Origin of the sequence: Paraburkholderia madseniana (genome assembly GCF_009690905.1) — a bacterium.
In the GTDB taxonomy this organism is placed as follows: domain Bacteria; phylum Pseudomonadota; class Gammaproteobacteria; order Burkholderiales; family Burkholderiaceae; genus Paraburkholderia; species Paraburkholderia madseniana.
This window is the reverse complement of the sequence record NZ_VOSW01000098.1, coordinates 19,380-34,252: the sequence shown is the minus strand read 5'-3', so window position 1 is coordinate 34,252 and position 14,873 is coordinate 19,380. Positions and strand designations below refer to the sequence as shown.

16 protein-coding genes and 2 pseudogenes are annotated in these 14,873 nt (G+C 61.3%); 7 read left to right on the top strand and 11 right to left on the bottom strand.

Features of this window, described 5'->3' with window-relative positions; all coding sequences use genetic code 11:
• Window positions 1-144: 144 nt before the first annotated feature.
• Together FSO04_RS36040 and FSO04_RS48390 are read right to left on the bottom strand one after the other, a co-directional pair.
• Window positions 145-345: a hypothetical protein gene (locus tag FSO04_RS36040; protein WP_154566271.1), complete on the bottom strand. Its 201-nt coding sequence runs from the start codon at window positions 343-345 to the stop codon at window positions 145-147.
• 69 nt (window positions 346-414) lie between these two features.
• Window positions 415-537, bottom strand: coding sequence for a hypothetical protein (locus tag FSO04_RS48390; protein WP_259461602.1), 123 nt, complete (start codon window positions 535-537; stop codon window positions 415-417).
• Window positions 538-1,069: 532 nt separating this feature from the next.
• Between FSO04_RS48390 and FSO04_RS36035 the strand changes: the two genes are divergently transcribed.
• Complete coding sequence (locus FSO04_RS36035; protein ID WP_154566270.1) at window positions 1,070-1,399, top strand: helix-turn-helix domain-containing protein; 330 nt, start codon at window positions 1,070-1,072, stop codon at window positions 1,397-1,399.
• Between the two features lie 183 nt (window positions 1,400-1,582).
• Here the strand turns inward: FSO04_RS36035 and FSO04_RS36030 are convergent, their stop codons facing one another.
• From FSO04_RS36030 to pdhA, 3 genes are read right to left on the bottom strand one after another with little or no spacing between them, the layout of a single operon-like run.
• Window positions 1,583-2,698, bottom strand: coding sequence for a dihydrolipoamide acetyltransferase family protein (locus FSO04_RS36030; RefSeq protein WP_154566269.1), 1,116 nt, complete (start codon window positions 2,696-2,698; stop codon window positions 1,583-1,585).
• Between the two features lie 4 nt (window positions 2,699-2,702).
• On the bottom strand, window positions 2,703-3,683 hold the full coding sequence (locus FSO04_RS36025) for an alpha-ketoacid dehydrogenase subunit beta (RefSeq protein WP_154566268.1): 981 nt from the start codon (window positions 3,681-3,683) through the stop codon (window positions 2,703-2,705).
• Entirely contained in the window at window positions 3,676-4,764 is a 1,089-nt protein-coding gene (pdhA, locus tag FSO04_RS36020) for a pyruvate dehydrogenase (acetyl-transferring) E1 component subunit alpha (RefSeq protein ID WP_154566267.1), read from the bottom strand. The genes FSO04_RS36025 and pdhA overlap by 8 nt, the downstream gene beginning before the upstream one ends.
• Before the next feature lie 129 nt (window positions 4,765-4,893).
• On the opposite strand from pdhA, the gene FSO04_RS36015 reads away from it, so the two are divergent.
• Window positions 4,894-5,367: a YbhB/YbcL family Raf kinase inhibitor-like protein gene (locus FSO04_RS36015; RefSeq protein ID WP_154566266.1), complete on the top strand. Its 474-nt coding sequence runs from the start codon at window positions 4,894-4,896 to the stop codon at window positions 5,365-5,367.
• A 93-nt stretch (window positions 5,368-5,460) separates the two neighbouring features.
• Here the strand turns inward: FSO04_RS36015 and FSO04_RS36010 are convergent, their stop codons facing one another.
• On the bottom strand, window positions 5,461-5,844 hold the full coding sequence (locus tag FSO04_RS36010) for a hypothetical protein (protein WP_154566265.1): 384 nt from the start codon (window positions 5,842-5,844) through the stop codon (window positions 5,461-5,463).
• A gap of 80 nt (window positions 5,845-5,924) precedes the next feature.
• Window positions 5,925-6,056: a hypothetical protein gene (locus FSO04_RS48385; protein ID WP_266238968.1), complete on the bottom strand. Its 132-nt coding sequence runs from the start codon at window positions 6,054-6,056 to the stop codon at window positions 5,925-5,927.
• Window positions 6,057-6,086: 30 nt separating this feature from the next.
• Between FSO04_RS48385 and FSO04_RS36005 the strand changes: the two are divergent.
• From FSO04_RS36005 to FSO04_RS35985, 4 genes and pseudogenes are all read left to right on the top strand, one after another.
• A pseudogene (locus tag FSO04_RS36005) lies at window positions 6,087-6,655 on the top strand (IS6 family transposase); the annotation flags it as partial.
• 608 nt (window positions 6,656-7,263) lie between these two features.
• Window positions 7,264-9,456 (top strand): penicillin-binding protein 1A, encoded by a 2,193-nt coding sequence (locus FSO04_RS36000; protein WP_154566264.1) that lies wholly within the window; start codon window positions 7,264-7,266, stop codon window positions 9,454-9,456.
• A 446-nt stretch (window positions 9,457-9,902) separates the two neighbouring features.
• Window positions 9,903-10,334, top strand: coding sequence for a 6TM ABC transporter family protein (locus FSO04_RS47145; protein ID WP_199203085.1), 432 nt, complete (start codon window positions 9,903-9,905; stop codon window positions 10,332-10,334).
• Between the two features lie 212 nt (window positions 10,335-10,546).
• The gene (locus FSO04_RS35985; RefSeq protein ID WP_154566263.1) at window positions 10,547-10,753 is read left to right on the top strand and encodes a hypothetical protein; all 207 of its coding nucleotides are present in this window, start codon (window positions 10,547-10,549) and stop codon (window positions 10,751-10,753) included.
• Between the two features lie 53 nt (window positions 10,754-10,806).
• Here FSO04_RS35985 and FSO04_RS35980 read toward each other — a convergent pair.
• A pseudogene (locus FSO04_RS35980) lies at window positions 10,807-10,998 on the bottom strand (IclR family transcriptional regulator domain-containing protein); the annotation flags it as partial.
• Between the two features lie 213 nt (window positions 10,999-11,211).
• Between FSO04_RS35980 and FSO04_RS35975 the strand changes: the two are divergent.
• On the top strand, window positions 11,212-12,312 hold the full coding sequence (locus FSO04_RS35975; RefSeq protein ID WP_154566262.1) for an NADH:flavin oxidoreductase/NADH oxidase: 1,101 nt from the start codon (window positions 11,212-11,214) through the stop codon (window positions 12,310-12,312).
• 50 nt (window positions 12,313-12,362) lie between these two features.
• On the opposite strand, the gene maiA is transcribed toward FSO04_RS35975, so the two are convergent.
• The 3 genes from maiA to gtdA all read right to left on the bottom strand — a co-directional run bounded on the left by maiA (window position 12,363) and on the right by gtdA (window position 14,858).
• Window positions 12,363-13,004, bottom strand: coding sequence for a maleylacetoacetate isomerase (gene maiA, locus FSO04_RS35970; RefSeq protein WP_168435963.1), 642 nt, complete (start codon window positions 13,002-13,004; stop codon window positions 12,363-12,365).
• A 33-nt stretch (window positions 13,005-13,037) separates the two neighbouring features.
• Window positions 13,038-13,736 (bottom strand): fumarylacetoacetate hydrolase family protein, encoded by a 699-nt coding sequence (locus FSO04_RS35965; RefSeq protein WP_154566260.1) that lies wholly within the window; start codon window positions 13,734-13,736, stop codon window positions 13,038-13,040.
• A 75-nt stretch (window positions 13,737-13,811) separates the two neighbouring features.
• Window positions 13,812-14,858, bottom strand: coding sequence for a gentisate 1,2-dioxygenase (gtdA, locus tag FSO04_RS35960; RefSeq protein WP_154566259.1), 1,047 nt, complete (start codon window positions 14,856-14,858; stop codon window positions 13,812-13,814).
• Between the last annotated feature and the right edge of the window lie 15 nt (window positions 14,859-14,873).

Below are 14,873 nucleotides of genomic sequence, written 5' to 3'. Positions count from 1 at the left end.
CGCAACGAGACATGATCGCGAAAGTGCCAGCGTCGGATGATGCTCAATATAGCCACGTCGATCACTCCGTTCCCCTGCCCGTTGCCGAGCAGGTCAGTGTTCTACGTGGGTCAATATTCGATGCAAATTACTGCGTAGGGTGGGTCAGGATTCCGTGCAAATCAACAGCGGCTCGACATAGATCCACTCGCGCAGGGCCTGCCATGAGATGCGAGGCGCGACGCCGACCATACCAGTCGCAAAGTCCATACGTGGTCGAATCGCCATTACGTAAAGCGCGATTGCTTCGTATCCAAGGCCATAAAGTGCCTGCATTTCAGCTTCACAGAGCTTGATTGAGGCCATTTGTGCCGCCCTCCATAATTTCGGACTGCGTCACATAATCAATAGAAACGTCTTCGGAATTTTCAGATGTCATCGCGTCACCGTTCCGTCGTTGGTGATCTTGACGAGCGCAAGCGCGGTGACCATGAAGAAGCCCGCAGCAACGAAGCCGGATAGCATTCCTGCCCCGAACATGATCCAGTCAGAAGTCATCTGCCCCACTCTCTCAATTGACGAACAAGAAGCGCCAGCGCGATCAATACGACGATGAGAGCGGCCGCCAACAGGACCGCAGTCACCGCGATGGTGGTCATCCGCGGCGTCGGTTTGAAAGGAGATCGAGCGCGAATGCACCGACCGCAATACCCGCAAGGAACGTGACGAACAGGACGGTTCCCATTACGCGCCGAGCCAATAGAAGAAGGAGTTGACTGCCGCAATCCGACGCGCCCTGCGCTCGAATGGGCTGACGACGGAGAACCCGCCGTGTGAAGAACTACGAATTTGTAACGAAATGCGTCTCATTCCCCATCCTCATTACCCCGCCCGTGTTATTCGTGAAAGTCGCCCCGGCCTTGCTAGGTGGCCTCCTCGCGCCGGTCGGTGGGTAGATTACCGGTGGCTTACGGGGCGACAAGGCGAATAATAGTCAACGAAATGATACACGTCAACGTTATGATACGTTGAACGTCGTTGACGGATCAGCTACCGTTTACGCCGGGTAGACCTGAAAAATGGGGTGGGTATGAAAACTACGGTGGAATATCTGGACGCAGTCAAGGTGCGCCTTGACTTGCCGTCTGACTACGCGCTTGCAAAAGCGCTCTGTGTGACGCGAGCAGCGGTAAGCAAATACCGCCTCGGTCTTTCCGTGTTCGACGACAACACAGCTCTCCGGGTCGCCGAAGTTCTCGGTGTCACACCTTTCGAAGTAATTGCAGCTGCAAATGCAGAGCGATCGAAAGATGAGCCGGTTCGCGCGTTGTGGGAAGGGGCGTGGGAAAAATTTTCCCGGGATTTTTGGTCGCTGGTGCTACGCGCTAATGCTTGCGGGACTCTGGTTCCGCAGGTGTAACACCAGCTTTAATTAGTCACTTTACTGTCGATAAATTATCAACACTTTTGGTATGTTCTGGGCCGTTGCTCAGCGCACGGCCTCACGACGTTACATACCGCAACCGTGACATGCGCATATGAGCCTCGACAAGTGATGTAGAGGCTAAGTTGTAATGTCCGCTTGTAGCCAAGTTCAGATCAGCTACCGTGCCATCTGTAGATCCGCCATCGTCGCGGCAAGAAAACGCGCGGCTTCACCGCCCGTGACGACCCGATGGTCGAATGTCAGACTCAGCGGCAAGATCCGATGCACGGCGGGCACGCCGGCGGCCGCCACGACCTGTTCGTGAATGCGCCCGGCGCCGAGAATCGCGACCGTAGGCGGCACAACGATGGGAGCCGCATATTTACCGGCGATCATGCCGAAATTCGACAGCGTGATCGTATTGCCGCGCAGTTCTTCCGGCGGGATCTTGCGCCCCCGGATGTCGGCACGCATCCGGTCGAGCCCGCCGCGCAGATCGGCCGGGTCGCGTAACGCGACGTTGCGCAACACCGGGACGAAGAGGCCATCCGGCAGATCGACGGCGATGCCAAGATCGATTTTCTCCAGCACGCGGCGCCGCCCCGTATGTCCGTCGAACCAGGCGTTAAGCCCCGGTTCGGCCCGGCATCCTGCCACCAGTGCACGGATCAGGCGAATCGTGACATCGGTATCGGGTGGCCACGCATTAATGTCGGCATCGTCGATAACGGTTGCCGCTGCTACCTCGCTGTGCGCGCGCGCCATGTTCTGCGCCATTGCACGCCGCACGCCGCGCAGCACTTCGGGCGGCCCGAGCTCGGCGAGTATCTTCGCGGCGCGCTGCACGTCTGCCGCTGTGATAACACCTTCCGGACCCGATGGCGTCACCATCGCCAGATCGACATCCAGCTTGCGCGCGAGCCCCCTCGCCGCCGGGATCGCCTTGATCACGCCAACACCCGCCCCCATGCCGCCGCCAGGCGCCGTCGGCGCGTCCTGCACTACATGCTGGCCGACCTCCATATGGCCGACCACGGTGCCGGCATCGGCTTCGTCGCCCTCTCCTTCGAATGCGGCAAGCGGCGCGCCCAGATGCACGACGTCGCCCGGCTGACCGAACAGCTTCGCGATACGGCCGGATTGAGGCGACGGAATCTCGACGATCGCTTTCGCCGTTTCGACCGACAACAGCGGTTGATCCGCGCGAATCTCGTCGCCGCTCTTGACGTGCCACTCGACGATCTCCGCTTCCTGCAAGCCTTCTCCGAGATCGGGCAGTTTGAAGACTTTCATGGCTTCACGACGCCTCCAGAGTCTGCCTGACCGCGGCAACGATGCGCTCCGTGCCTGGCATATATTGATTCTCAAGTCTGTACAGCGGCACCACCACGTCATATCCGGTGACGCGCTGCACCGGCGTGAGCAGCGAGTACAGTCCACGCTCGGCGATATTGGCGGCAATCTCCGCGCCCACCCCTCCGGTGCGCGAGCCCTCGTGCACGATCACACAGCGTCCGGTTTTCGCTACCGACGCGAGAATGGTGTTCATGTCGAGCGGTTTGAGCGTCGCCACGTCGATCACCTCGGCCATCACGCCTTCCTGCGCAAGCAGCTCGGCCGTGGCCTGCACGTCCTGCACCGCGCCGCCCCAACTCACCAGGGTGACATCCGACCCATCGCGCAGCGTGAAGCAACTGTCGAGCGGCAGTGCTTCGCCATTGTCCTCCACCGGCTGTCTGAAGAGCCGGTATAGTCGCGTCGGTTCGAAGAAGATCACCGGGTCCGGGTCGCGCATCGACGCGAGCAGCAAGCCGTATGCGCGTGCAGGAGACGATGGCGTCACGACGCGCAATCCGGGGATATGGGTGAACAACGCTTCAGGGCTTTCGGAATGATGCTCCGGCGCGTGAATCCCTGCGCCGCACGGCGCACGGATCACTAGCGGGCACGTCAGCCGTCCGCGGGTTCGATGCCGCAGACGCGACGCGTGATTCAGAACGTGATCGATGGCCGGATAGATGAACCCGCTGAACTGGATCTCCACGACCGGCTTCAGGCCCATCGCCGCCATGCCGATCGCGGTGCCGGCGATCGCGGTTTCAGCCAAAGGCGTATCGATCACCCGCTCTACGCCGAATCGCGCCTGTAACCCGACCGTCGCGCGGAACACGCCGCCGTTCACGCCGATATCCTCGCCGAGCAGCACGACGGCTGGATCGTGCGCCAGTTCGTAGGCGAGCGCCTGATTGAGCGCTTCGACCATGTTGAGGTCAGCCATGGCGATTCCCCACAGCAGGCGCAAATCGCTGCGCCATCGCCAGTTGCTCACGCATCGCCAACGGCAAGCTCTCGTACAGATGATCGAACATCGCGGAGGTATCCGGCGGCGGTACCGCCAGATACGCGTCGACGGCCTGCTCGACCTGCGCAAGGCACGCGCGGCCGAGTTGCTCGTCCTGCGCCTTGTCCCAGACGTTTAAGCGCATCAGGTAAGTGCGCAAGCGCAGCAACGGTTCGTACGCCCATTGTTTGCTGAGGACCTCGGCGTCGCGATAGCGCGTCGCGTCATCGGCTGTCGTGTGATCGCCAAGGCGGTAGCTGAGCGCTTCGATCAGCGTCGGGCCATCGCCCCGGCGAGCCTTGGCGAGCGCCGCGTGGACCACATGGTGCACCGCGATCACGTCGTTACCGTCGACCTGCAGTCCATCGATTCCCGCAGCGATCGCTTTTTGCGCGAGCGTTTGTGCAGCGCTTTGGCGGCTGCGTGGCACCGAGATCGCCCACTGGTTGTTATTGACCACAAGGACAAGCGGCGCCTGCCAGACGCCGGCCATGTTCATTGCTTCGTAGAAATCGCCTTTGGACGTGCCGCCGTCGCCGAATATCGCCACCGCGACGCGCGGTTCGTGACGCAGCAGGAACGCGTAGGCCGCGCCGGCGGCATGGCACACCTGCGTGCCGATCGGCACACAGTTCGGGAAGTCGTCGCGCGGCACGCTGAAATCGCTGCCGCGTTCGTCGCCGCCCCAATACAGCAGACTTTCCGTCATCGTGACGCCGCGCAGCAATTGCGCGGCGTGATCGCGATAGGAAGGAAACAGCACGTCGTCGGGCTGCATCGCGCTGGCGACGCCGACGCCGATCGCCTCCTGTCCAACCGACGACGCGAAGGTGCCGAGCTTGCCGGTTCGCTGCAGTGCAACTGCCTTCGTGTCGAACGCGCGTGTCAGCACCATCGCGCGATAGAGCGGAATCAGCGCCGCCGGGTCCCGTGCAAACGCAGGCAGCGGTTGAGCAGGCTCGCCGTCGGGGCCGAGGTATTGCGTGTAGCCGATATGAAAACTGGCAACCGTGGTCATGATCGCCCTCCACGTTCATTCGGATATCGTATACGCGTCGGAGTTCGCTCGCACGAGCGCTACCGTACGAACACTGCTGTGCTCGTGCATTCAAACCCGCCATACACCGCTATCGCTGAGGAGAGTGCCATGACGCTTACGATCACATCGCAAGCCTTCCAGCAGAACGGAGAGATTCCTCCGCAACATACCTGCCAGGGCGCCGATGTTTCCCCGCCGCTCGCGTGGTCCGGCGTGCCCGCGAACGCAAAAAGCCTGGCGCTGATCGTCGACGACCCTGACGCGCCGGACCCGGCCGCGCCGAAAATGACCTGGGTACACTGGGTGCTCTACAACATCCCGCCGACGGCAACCGGGCCGCCCGAGGGCGCCGCTGCAGGGAGCTTGCCAGGCGGCACGCTCGAAGGCACGAACGACTTCCGGCGTGCCGCTTACGGCGGCCCGTGCCCGCCCGTGGGACACCACCGCTATTTCCACAAGCTGTATGCGCTCGACACCGTACTGCCCGATTTGAAAGGCCCCAGCAAGGCGGCACTCGAAAGAGCCATGCAGGGGCACGTACTGGCACACGCCGAATTGATCGGCACCTATCACAAACGATGAGCGAGAGCGTTGTTATGAGCATGACTCAACCCGAAATCAACCTGAAACGCTGCCTCGCTTCAAACCAGGGCTGAAGTTTCGGTGATGTCCGCATCAGGGCTCACCACTGCGCCAACTCGCTGCAGTCAGGCGCTCCACCGCCGCGTAGTAATGCGCCTGCGAAGCTCCGGCATCGTCGTTCTGATTCGCCTGCAAAATGTCAAACAGATGCCCCGCGACAACTGAGCCGATCGCGTGGATAGCATCGTGTCGCGTGAGTCCCTCTTTCATGAGGCGATCCATTGCCCGGACCACGGGATCGAGGTCCAGGGCAAGCTGGTTTTCGACGATCGCGTGTAGTACGGCATGTACCTTGACGTTGGGAAGCTTGATCCGGGCGACGCGATGCCAGGTCTCAATGAGATGAGTTCGCTCCTGTTCGTCGAGTTCGAGCCATGATTCAGGCTCGGGCGCGCGCTCCGGGTTGTATTGATCCATCGTGACAATCCTGTACCGAGTTCTGTTCATCGTAAAACCTGTGAGCGGTTGTACGGGTCATCATCTTAAGGCACGCCGTGTCAGCGCGTCTTCATATAAGCCGCATACAGCCCGCCATGCAGATCGCGCAGCGCCTTGCGACGCTCCACCAGCTCGTGCTGGTTGCCCTGCCGTTCGAGGCTGAGCTCCGGGATGCGCCAGGGCGCTGTCACGTTGGCAGGGTGCTCGCGTAACATGTTGCGATGACGAAAACGAAATCGCTTTATCACGGCCACCGGTTCCCGGCGACGGTCATCAGCCATGCGGTGCATTGGTACTTCCGGTTCCAACTGAGCCTGCGTGACATCGAAGAGTTGCTGTTCGGTCGCGGCGTGACGGTCAGCTACGAGACGATTCGCCGCTGGTGCGATAAGTTCGGCGCGAGCTTTGCCCATCGGGTGAAAGCGGCGCGCCGCAAGCCGGGTAGCACGTGGCACATCGACGAGATGTTCGTCACCCGCGCAGCTATCCGGCGGCGAAAGCCGACATCCCGGATCTGGTCAATGTGAAGCACGTGTTTGTCAAGGCTGCGGCCCGCGTCAACAACCGTGCAGAGAACAACCATCAGCCCACACGGGAGCGCGAACGGCGCATGCGAGGCTTTCGCGACCCGAAGCGCACGCAGGCCTTCGTATCGAGCTTCGGTCCGATCCGGCAGCACTTCGCACTGAAACGACATCTGCTGCGCGCTTCTCTCTATCGCAAACACCTCGCGGACGGGTTCGTCGCATGGCGCGAATTTACCAATGTCGCCCAAACTCCGTCGAACGCTTTCCGAGCCACAGCGCCTTATGGATCATCATCGACGAAGTCCCACAAGTTGACAGTGCCAACGGATCTCATTCGATTTGCGGCTTTAGATAGCGGCAGGCTCATGGGGCGGACCTCTGTAATGCGGTAACCAATCCGAGGATATCAGTGCGATCCACCGTCGAGACTTACTGCTACGCCGCCCTCAGGAAATTCTCGCGCCTATGAAAGGAAAGCGACGAAAACCGATCCCGATTGACACGGAAAGTCATATCAGTCCTTCGACCTAATGCCGGCCTTGCCTCGGAGACTCACCCTGGTCATGAAGAAGGCGCTCAGCCTGCTGATCCCCGGATCGGCATTCTCAGCGAGTGATCCATATGAGGCGTGCTTCCGTCTTCGCGCCTGATGCAATCGCGTTCGACCATAGTTCTGCGTCCTGATCGCGGGCAAAGGGCCACCGCAAAACCGGGGCCATAGTCAGCGAACGTCGTCCACACGAAACAAATGTAATCATCTGTTAATGCCGCGCGCCGCAGCCTTTTTTGACGACGGAAGCGCCGTTCCGTTTTGGTACGATCCCGGCTTTTCCGCCAGCGCCCCGCCACCGTGAATCGCCGATATTTATCGTTGTTTCGTGAACATTACGCACGGTGGCTCGCCCGCATCCAACCGCTGGTCGCCGCCGGCAGCACAAAGGCCAGACTCGACTTTAATAGCGCGCTGCGTCGCCTTCGCCACCCAACGCGACGGGGCGTCGCGCTGACACTCGCCGCGTTACCGGCGTTCTTCCTGCTGTACGTGCTTGCGCTCGTGCCATTTACGCCGGGCATCGGCGACATCCGCAAAGCCCGCGTCGATCGGCCAGCGGTGATCGTGTCGGCCGACGGCAAACTGCTCGCGGAATTCAAGCCAGTCAATCGCGAGTGGGTGTCGCTCAAACAGATCTCGCCGTACATGTTGGATGCATTGATAGCGACCGAAGACCGCCGCTTCTACGAGCATCACGGCATCGACTGGAAGCGCACCGCGTCGGCCGCGCTGCATACGTTCTCCGGCGACCGGCAAGGAGGCTCGACGATCACGCAGCAGCTCGCGCGCAACCTCTATCCCGACGAAATCGGCCGCGCGCCGACCCTGACGCGCAAGCTTAAGGAAGCGATCACGGCGTTCAAGATCGAAGCTGTGTACACCAAGGATCAGATCATCGAGACGTACCTGAACACGGTGCCGTTCCTGTACAACGCCTACGGCGTGGAAATGGCCGCCCGCACCTACTTCGGCAAATCGGCCGATCAGCTCGACATCCTCGAAAGCGCGACGCTCGTCGGCATGCTGAAGGCCAACAGCGCCTACAACCCGGTGCTCAATCCCGAGCGCGCGTTGCAGCGGCGAAACACAGTGCTCGGGCAGATGAACAGGTACGGAAAACTCAAGGTCGACGCTTACAGCTGGTTGAAGCGACAACCGCTTAGCGTCGATTTCGAGTTGCAGACCGCGTCACCGGGCGCCGCGCCTCATTTCTCGGCGCAATTGCGCAAGTGGCTGATCGCATGGGCCGATCGCAATGGTTATAACATCTATGCCGACGGGCTGGTCGTGCGCACGACCATCGATTCCCGCCTGCAGGCGATGGCGACGCAGGCGATGAACTGGCAGACGAACCAGTTGCAATCGATCGCGAACGACGCATGGAGCGAACGCACGGGCTGCTGGCCGGCCAACGACCTGTTCCAGTCATTCATCCGGCAGACGCCTGACTACCGCGCCGCACGCGATGCCGGTCAATCGGATCCGGCCGCGCTTAGGAAGCTCGGCACGAACCCCACGTTCGTTCGCGCGCTCTGCCGGGGCAAGACACAGATCCAGGCGGGGTTTGTCGCGATCGATCCGCGCAACGGAGATATCAAGGCATGGGTCGGCAGCCGCGACTTCAGTGACGAGCCGTTCGATCACGTGCAGCAGGCGCGGCGCCAGCCGGGTTCGACGTTCAAGCCGTTCGTCTACGGCGCGGCTTTTGCGGACGGCGCGCGGCCGAACGATACGATCGTCGACCGGAACGTCGCCATTCCGCTGACAGGGCATGCGAGCTGGCGGCCTACCGACGCGGAACCGCCGACCGGCCGACCGATGACGCTGCGCGACGCGCTTGTGTATTCGCGCAACCGTGTCACCGCTCAGCTCATGCAAAAGGAAGGCCCCGAGAAGGTCGCACAGCTCGCGCGTGCGATGGGCGTGCGCGAGAGTCCGCTCGAAGCGGTGCCGTCGCTCGCGCTCGGCACGAGCCCCGTCACGCTCAAGGAAATGGTCTCGGCGTACAGCACGATCGCGAACCGCGGCGCCTATCTCGAACCGCGCATGGTCACGCGCATCGAGGATCACGACGGCAAGGTGCTCGCCGAATTCGCGAGCGCATCGCCGGAACAGGCACTGCCCGCTGGCGCCGCGCAAACACTCGTCGACGTAATGCGCGACGTCGTTAACCGGGGCACCGGCGCAGGCATCCGGACGCGCTTCGGGATTCGCGCCGACGTGGCCGGCAAGACGGGCACGACGCAGGACAACACGGATAGCTGGTTCATCCTGATGCATCCGCAACTGGTTGCAGGCGCATGGGTAGGTTTCGACGATGCACGTGTGACGCTCGGCAACGACTATTGGGGCGAGGGCGCGCACAGCGCCTTACCGATGGTGGGCGCGTTCTATGACATGGCGCTGCGCGCGAGGGTCATTGATCCGGATGCACAGCTCGGCCCCGAGACCCGGCCACCCCGCACGGTCCATGCGCGACGGCATCGACACTTCCTCTTCTGGAGCTTCTGATGTCGTCGCTGGCGGACGCGACATTCGCATTCGCCGGTGCCGCCGACGCAGCATCTCAATCCGAGGCGGCCGGTAGTAGCCCGCTGACCGATTTCTCGATGTGGATCGCTCGACCGGAGCCTACGCCCCTAACCGCGCAAGCCTGGCGCCTTGCGATGTCGAAACGATCCGTTGCGGCACATGGGCAAAGCTCTCTTTGCATTTGCTGAAATGTGTTTGCATACTGCTTTTTGCGCGTGAGACGGAATGCGCCGAACACTGCTGAGTAACAACGTATGGAAAAGGATCGAAGCGATCTTGCAGAACGTCGTTCCGGCGTTAGGAGGTTGAGCGCCTTCGCCCTGACCAGGGTGAGTCTCGGGGGCCAGGCCGGCAGTAGGTCGATGCGCGACGTTGCTTTACGCGGAAGCGGTCATTCACTGGCAGTCACGAGTGAGGCAGGAGGAATGCCCGCAACGGCCGACCAGCATAAGCAATGGGGCCAACACTTCCGCTGCCAACGACTGACCGATCGGCCCAAGCCTTGCCGGGAACCGTGGGTGCTCTGGCCGGCGAACAAGGGAGCGCAGCCGAACCATGACCGAACCCCGCGCGATCCGTCGACTCCTCGCGATCCCGCGTCCCTCGTAGTCGGGGCGATCACCGCGCAGGTGGTCGGTGGGCTGGTCACGCAGATGTCGCCCTTTATGATTGCTGGCCTGATCGACGGTCTCTCGCTTTCAGAACGCGACGCCGGCTTCGTCGTCTCCGTCGAACTCCTCATCCTTGCCGTCACCGCGATCGCAATCGCCCCGGCCCTGTCGCGGTTTGCCGAAGAACTCGCCGCGCGATTACGTAGGGATCGAATGGCTGTTTGCTGGCGCGGAGCCGCCGTCTGAATGTCCGAGTGAGGCGAGGGACGAGTGACTCTACGTGGCCGAGGATTGAGGTAGGGATGCCCATTACTGAGCCCCCCGCACAGATCTCGTCGTGGGGCTTTCCAGTTACAGCGGAAGACCCGAGGGGATCGCATGCGGGCGAAACTCAGGCAGATCAAGGAGGCGCTACGGACGCGCATGCATGAACCGATTTCGACCTGCGATTGACCCGCATGCTGCAATCGCTCCCAGCTGGGACGATCGCGGAGGTGGCCGATTGCTGGATCGCGTGGTGGGACGGCGCGCGCACGATGTACGCCCGAATCGGCGCCGACGGCCGCCCGGCCGGGAGGCACGCGTCAGATCTGGTCGGCGAGTGGGAGCAATGGCAAGCCTGGCTCGCGGTATGGATCGACGAACCGCGCTTTAGTACGCGATGAGGGGACGAGCGGCCTCATTGCTCACTTCTGGCCGATACGTCGCCATGGTAGCCGAGCGTCCTTGACGTCGATTTTTTGAACTCGACGTTGGCCAGCGCCTCGCGGACGTCCTCAGGTGGCATCCACGCCAGCAGAACTTTCCCTATGGCCGTGCTGTAGAGTGGGTTTCGTCGTCCCACACGAGATTGCATGCGCAGTCCATACTCCGAATCGATCTTGCGGATGTATATGATTGCGTCATCATCCATCCGCACCGCGATTCAACCATCCCCCTCGCCTATTCAGCAGCAATGTCGATCTGCATGATGTTCTCAAAGTGAGATCGGTTCATCTGCATTTGCTGTTGGACATGACGTTGCGACGGGTCAATTCTATGCGACATAAAGACGTGTCGACTAAGTCGAGCGTCACCTGCATCGATATCAACTGAAATCGCGATTTTTCAAGGAGCACGCCGGATGTCCGCCTTGTTCACTCCTTTCAACCTTAAGGACGTATCTCTGCGCAATCGCATTGCAATTCCGCCGATGTGCCAGTACAACGCCGTCGACGGACTGATCAACGATTGGCATCGCGTGCATCTTGCCGGACTCGCACGCGGCGGCGCAGGCCTCGTCATCGTCGAGGCGACTGCGGTGTCGCCGGAGGGTCGAATTACGCCAGGTTGCGCCGGCCTCTGGAGCGACCAGCACGCACAGGCTTTTGCGCCCATCGTCGCTTCAATCCGTGCGGCCGGGGCCGTGCCCGGCATCCAGCTCGCCCATGCAGGCCGCAAAGCCAGCGCGAACCGGCCGTGGGAAGGTGGCAACCACATCGCTGCCGACGATCCTCGCGGCTGGCAGACCATCGCGCCGTCGGCCATCGCATTCGGCGACCATCTGCCGAAAGTACCCAAGGCAATGACGCTTCAGGACATCGCCCGGGTGCGCGAGGATTTCGTAGCGGCCGCGAAACGCGCGCGGGACGCCGGCTTCGAATGGCTCGAACTGCACTTTGCACACGGCTATCTCGGCCAGAGTTTTTTCTCGATGCACTCGAATCAACGGAACGACGTCTATGGCGGCAGCCTCGATAACCGCAGCCGTTTCCTGCTGGAGACTCTGGCGGCGGTGCGCGATGTATGGCCCGAACATCTGCCACTGACCGCCCGTTTCGGCGTCATCGAATACGACGGGCGCGACGAGGAGACCCTCGCCGAATCCATCGAACTGGCAAAGAACTTCAAGCGTGCGGGTCTGGACATGCTGAGCGTTAGCGTAGGCTTCTCCACACCGACAGCTCAAATTCCGTGGGCACCTGCATTCCTCGTGCCCATTGCCGAACGCATACGCCGCGAAGCGCAACTACCTGTTGCATCGGCGTGGGGCATCGATACGCCAGAACTCGCAAATCGTTGTGTTGAAAATGGACAACTCGACCTCGTGATGGTTGGGCGCGCGCATCTTGCCGATCCTCATTGGCCGTATTCCGCAGCGCGCAAGCTCGGGATCGACCGTGCGTCATGGACACTTCCCGCACCCTATGCTCATTGGCTCGAGAGCTATGCCGTTGCTGACTGAGCAGTAGCGTCTCCGATGCAGTAGGAATCCTCTTCATTCAGGCCAGGAGATCAGGCGCTGTAATCGGGCTGATACAGTGGCTGGGCGGCCTCGAACGCTGCGTGTTTCGACGCGTGCGCATAGACGGCAAGAGAGCGTGGATATGGCCGCAGATCGCACTCCATGCGCAGTGCGTTGGCGATCTGCGGCACAAGGCACACATCGGCGAGCGTAGGCTGCGCGCCGAAGCACCACGGACCTGCATCGCTGCGTTCGAGCAGTCGCTCGACGCCGCCCATCCCCTCTGCAATCCAGTGCCTGTACCACGTGGCCTTCTGTTGCGGCGTGACCTTCAGTTCCGTTTCCAGATAGCGCAGGATGCGCAGATTGTTGACGGGATGGATTTCACAGGCAATCAGCAACGAGAATTCGAGCACGCGGGCGCGCAGGTTCGGTTCGAGCGGGATCAAGCGCTGTTCAGGATACTGCCGGTCAAGGTAATCGATGATCGCCAGAGACTGACCGAGCCTGAAATCCCGGTCCATCAGCGTGGGCACCAAAGCGGACGGATTCACGCTCGCAACGTAATCGGCGGCACGATGCTCGCCTGTGCGAATGTTGACGGGCAGCGTTTCATAGGCAATCCCCTTGAGAGCGAGCGCGATGCGCACGCGATACGATGTCGAACTGTTGAAGAAGCTATGGAGTTGCACAGTGAGTTCTTCCATCAATTGCAACGCCTGACGTCAAACGACGCTCACGGCGATTTCACCCAGACGATCGACGCCGACCTTCATCGTGTCGCCCTTCTGCACAGCACCGACGCCTTCAGGCGTGCCCGTGAAGATCAGATCACCCGGTTCGAGGCGGAAGAACTTCGACAGATACGCCACTGTCTCCGCGACCGACCAGATGAGATACGACACGTCGCTCTGCTGTTTGGTCTCGCCGTTGACCGTCAGCCACAGGCCGGCGTTTTCGAAGTGGCCGACCTCGCTGGTCGGATGAATCGGTCCAATCGGCGCCGAGCGGTCAAACGCCTTGCCAACCTCCCACGGACGCCCCATTTCGCGCATCTTCATTTGCAGATCGCGCCGCGTCATATCGAGGCCTACCGCGTAACCCCATACGTGCTCGAGCGCCTGTTCGACATCGATATCCGAGCCGCTCTTGCCGATCACCGCTACGAGTTCAGCTTCGTAGTGGTAGTTCCGCGTCTGCGACGGATAAGCCAGTTCGAGTGTTTCGCCATAAGCGACGGGCACGATGGCATCGGCAGGCTTGCAGAAAAAGAACGGCGGTGCGCGATCTGGATCGAAGCCCATTTCGCGCGCATGCGCCGCATAGTTCCGGCCTACACAATAGACGCGGCGCACCGCGAATTGAGCGTCGCCGCCGGCGACGGGAACAGCGATGGGCGCTTCGGGCGGGAAAACAAAAGCCATAATGTTTTAACTCGACAGGGTTAAGAAAGCAGCAGCGTGCCGCGAGCAGGGCGTGCAGAAGCAAAACGGCTGCGTCTAGCTGCGTTCTTCGCGCAGCAAATTCAGTGCGGCAAGCACAGGGCGATCCGAGTAGCTGAACAACACGCTTTCCACCGATGCCGAGAGCCGCACGGGTGCCCACGACGGTGCGATGAACACGTCATGTGGTTCGAACAGGAACTCATCGTCGCCGATCCTGACCGTGCCCTTGCCTTCTACGACGCAGTAAATCGTTGCGTCTGTGCTGCGATAGGCGCGCCCCTTGAAGCCTGCGGGCAGGTACTGCATGAACGTCGCGATGCCCGGCATGGGCCAGCCGCCCGTGGCCGGATTCACGTAGCGCAGCTTCACGCCGTCCCACTCGTCGAGTTCACCATTGCGGTACAACGCGTCGAGCGCTTCGCGGCTGCGCGCATAGGGGTAGCTGAATATCGGTGAAGTGGGATCGGATACCTGGTGCCTCACAGGCCCCATGTTGTGGCCAAAGCGCGCAAAACTGTCGCCCTCGGGCCGCGAGATCGGCTGCGTAGCCTCGGAGTAGTTTTCGGCAAAACCAGCGTCCATGTGCGCGACAAGCGGGATATCCAGGCCATCGAGCCACACAACCGGTTCGCCCCCCTCTTTCAGGGAAGGATTACCGTGGTCATGCCATGTCCATGACGGCGTAATGATGAAATCACCCGGGTGCATCGTTGTGCGTTCGCCGTTGACGGCCGTCCAGGCGCCCTTGCCTTCTACAATGAAGCGCAGCGCCGACTGCGTATGCCGGTGGCTGGGGGCAATCTCGCCGGGCAGGATCAGCTGCAGTCCGGCGTACAGGTTCGGCGTCATACTCGACTTGCCTGGGAGACCCGGGTTTTCGAGCACCAACACGCGACGCACAGCTTCTTCGGCGCTGATCAGGGAACCGGCCCGCATCACGAGATCCCGCACCTGCGCATATTTCCAGATCGCAGGCAGCGTTTTCGGCCGAGGCGCTTTCGGAACGAGGCTGTGCAGCGATTCCCAAAGCGGCGTCATACGCTGGCGGGCAATCTGCTCGTAGTAAGCGGTACGCGATGCGTCCGGATTATCGTTAGTCATTGCGTCTCCTTTCGG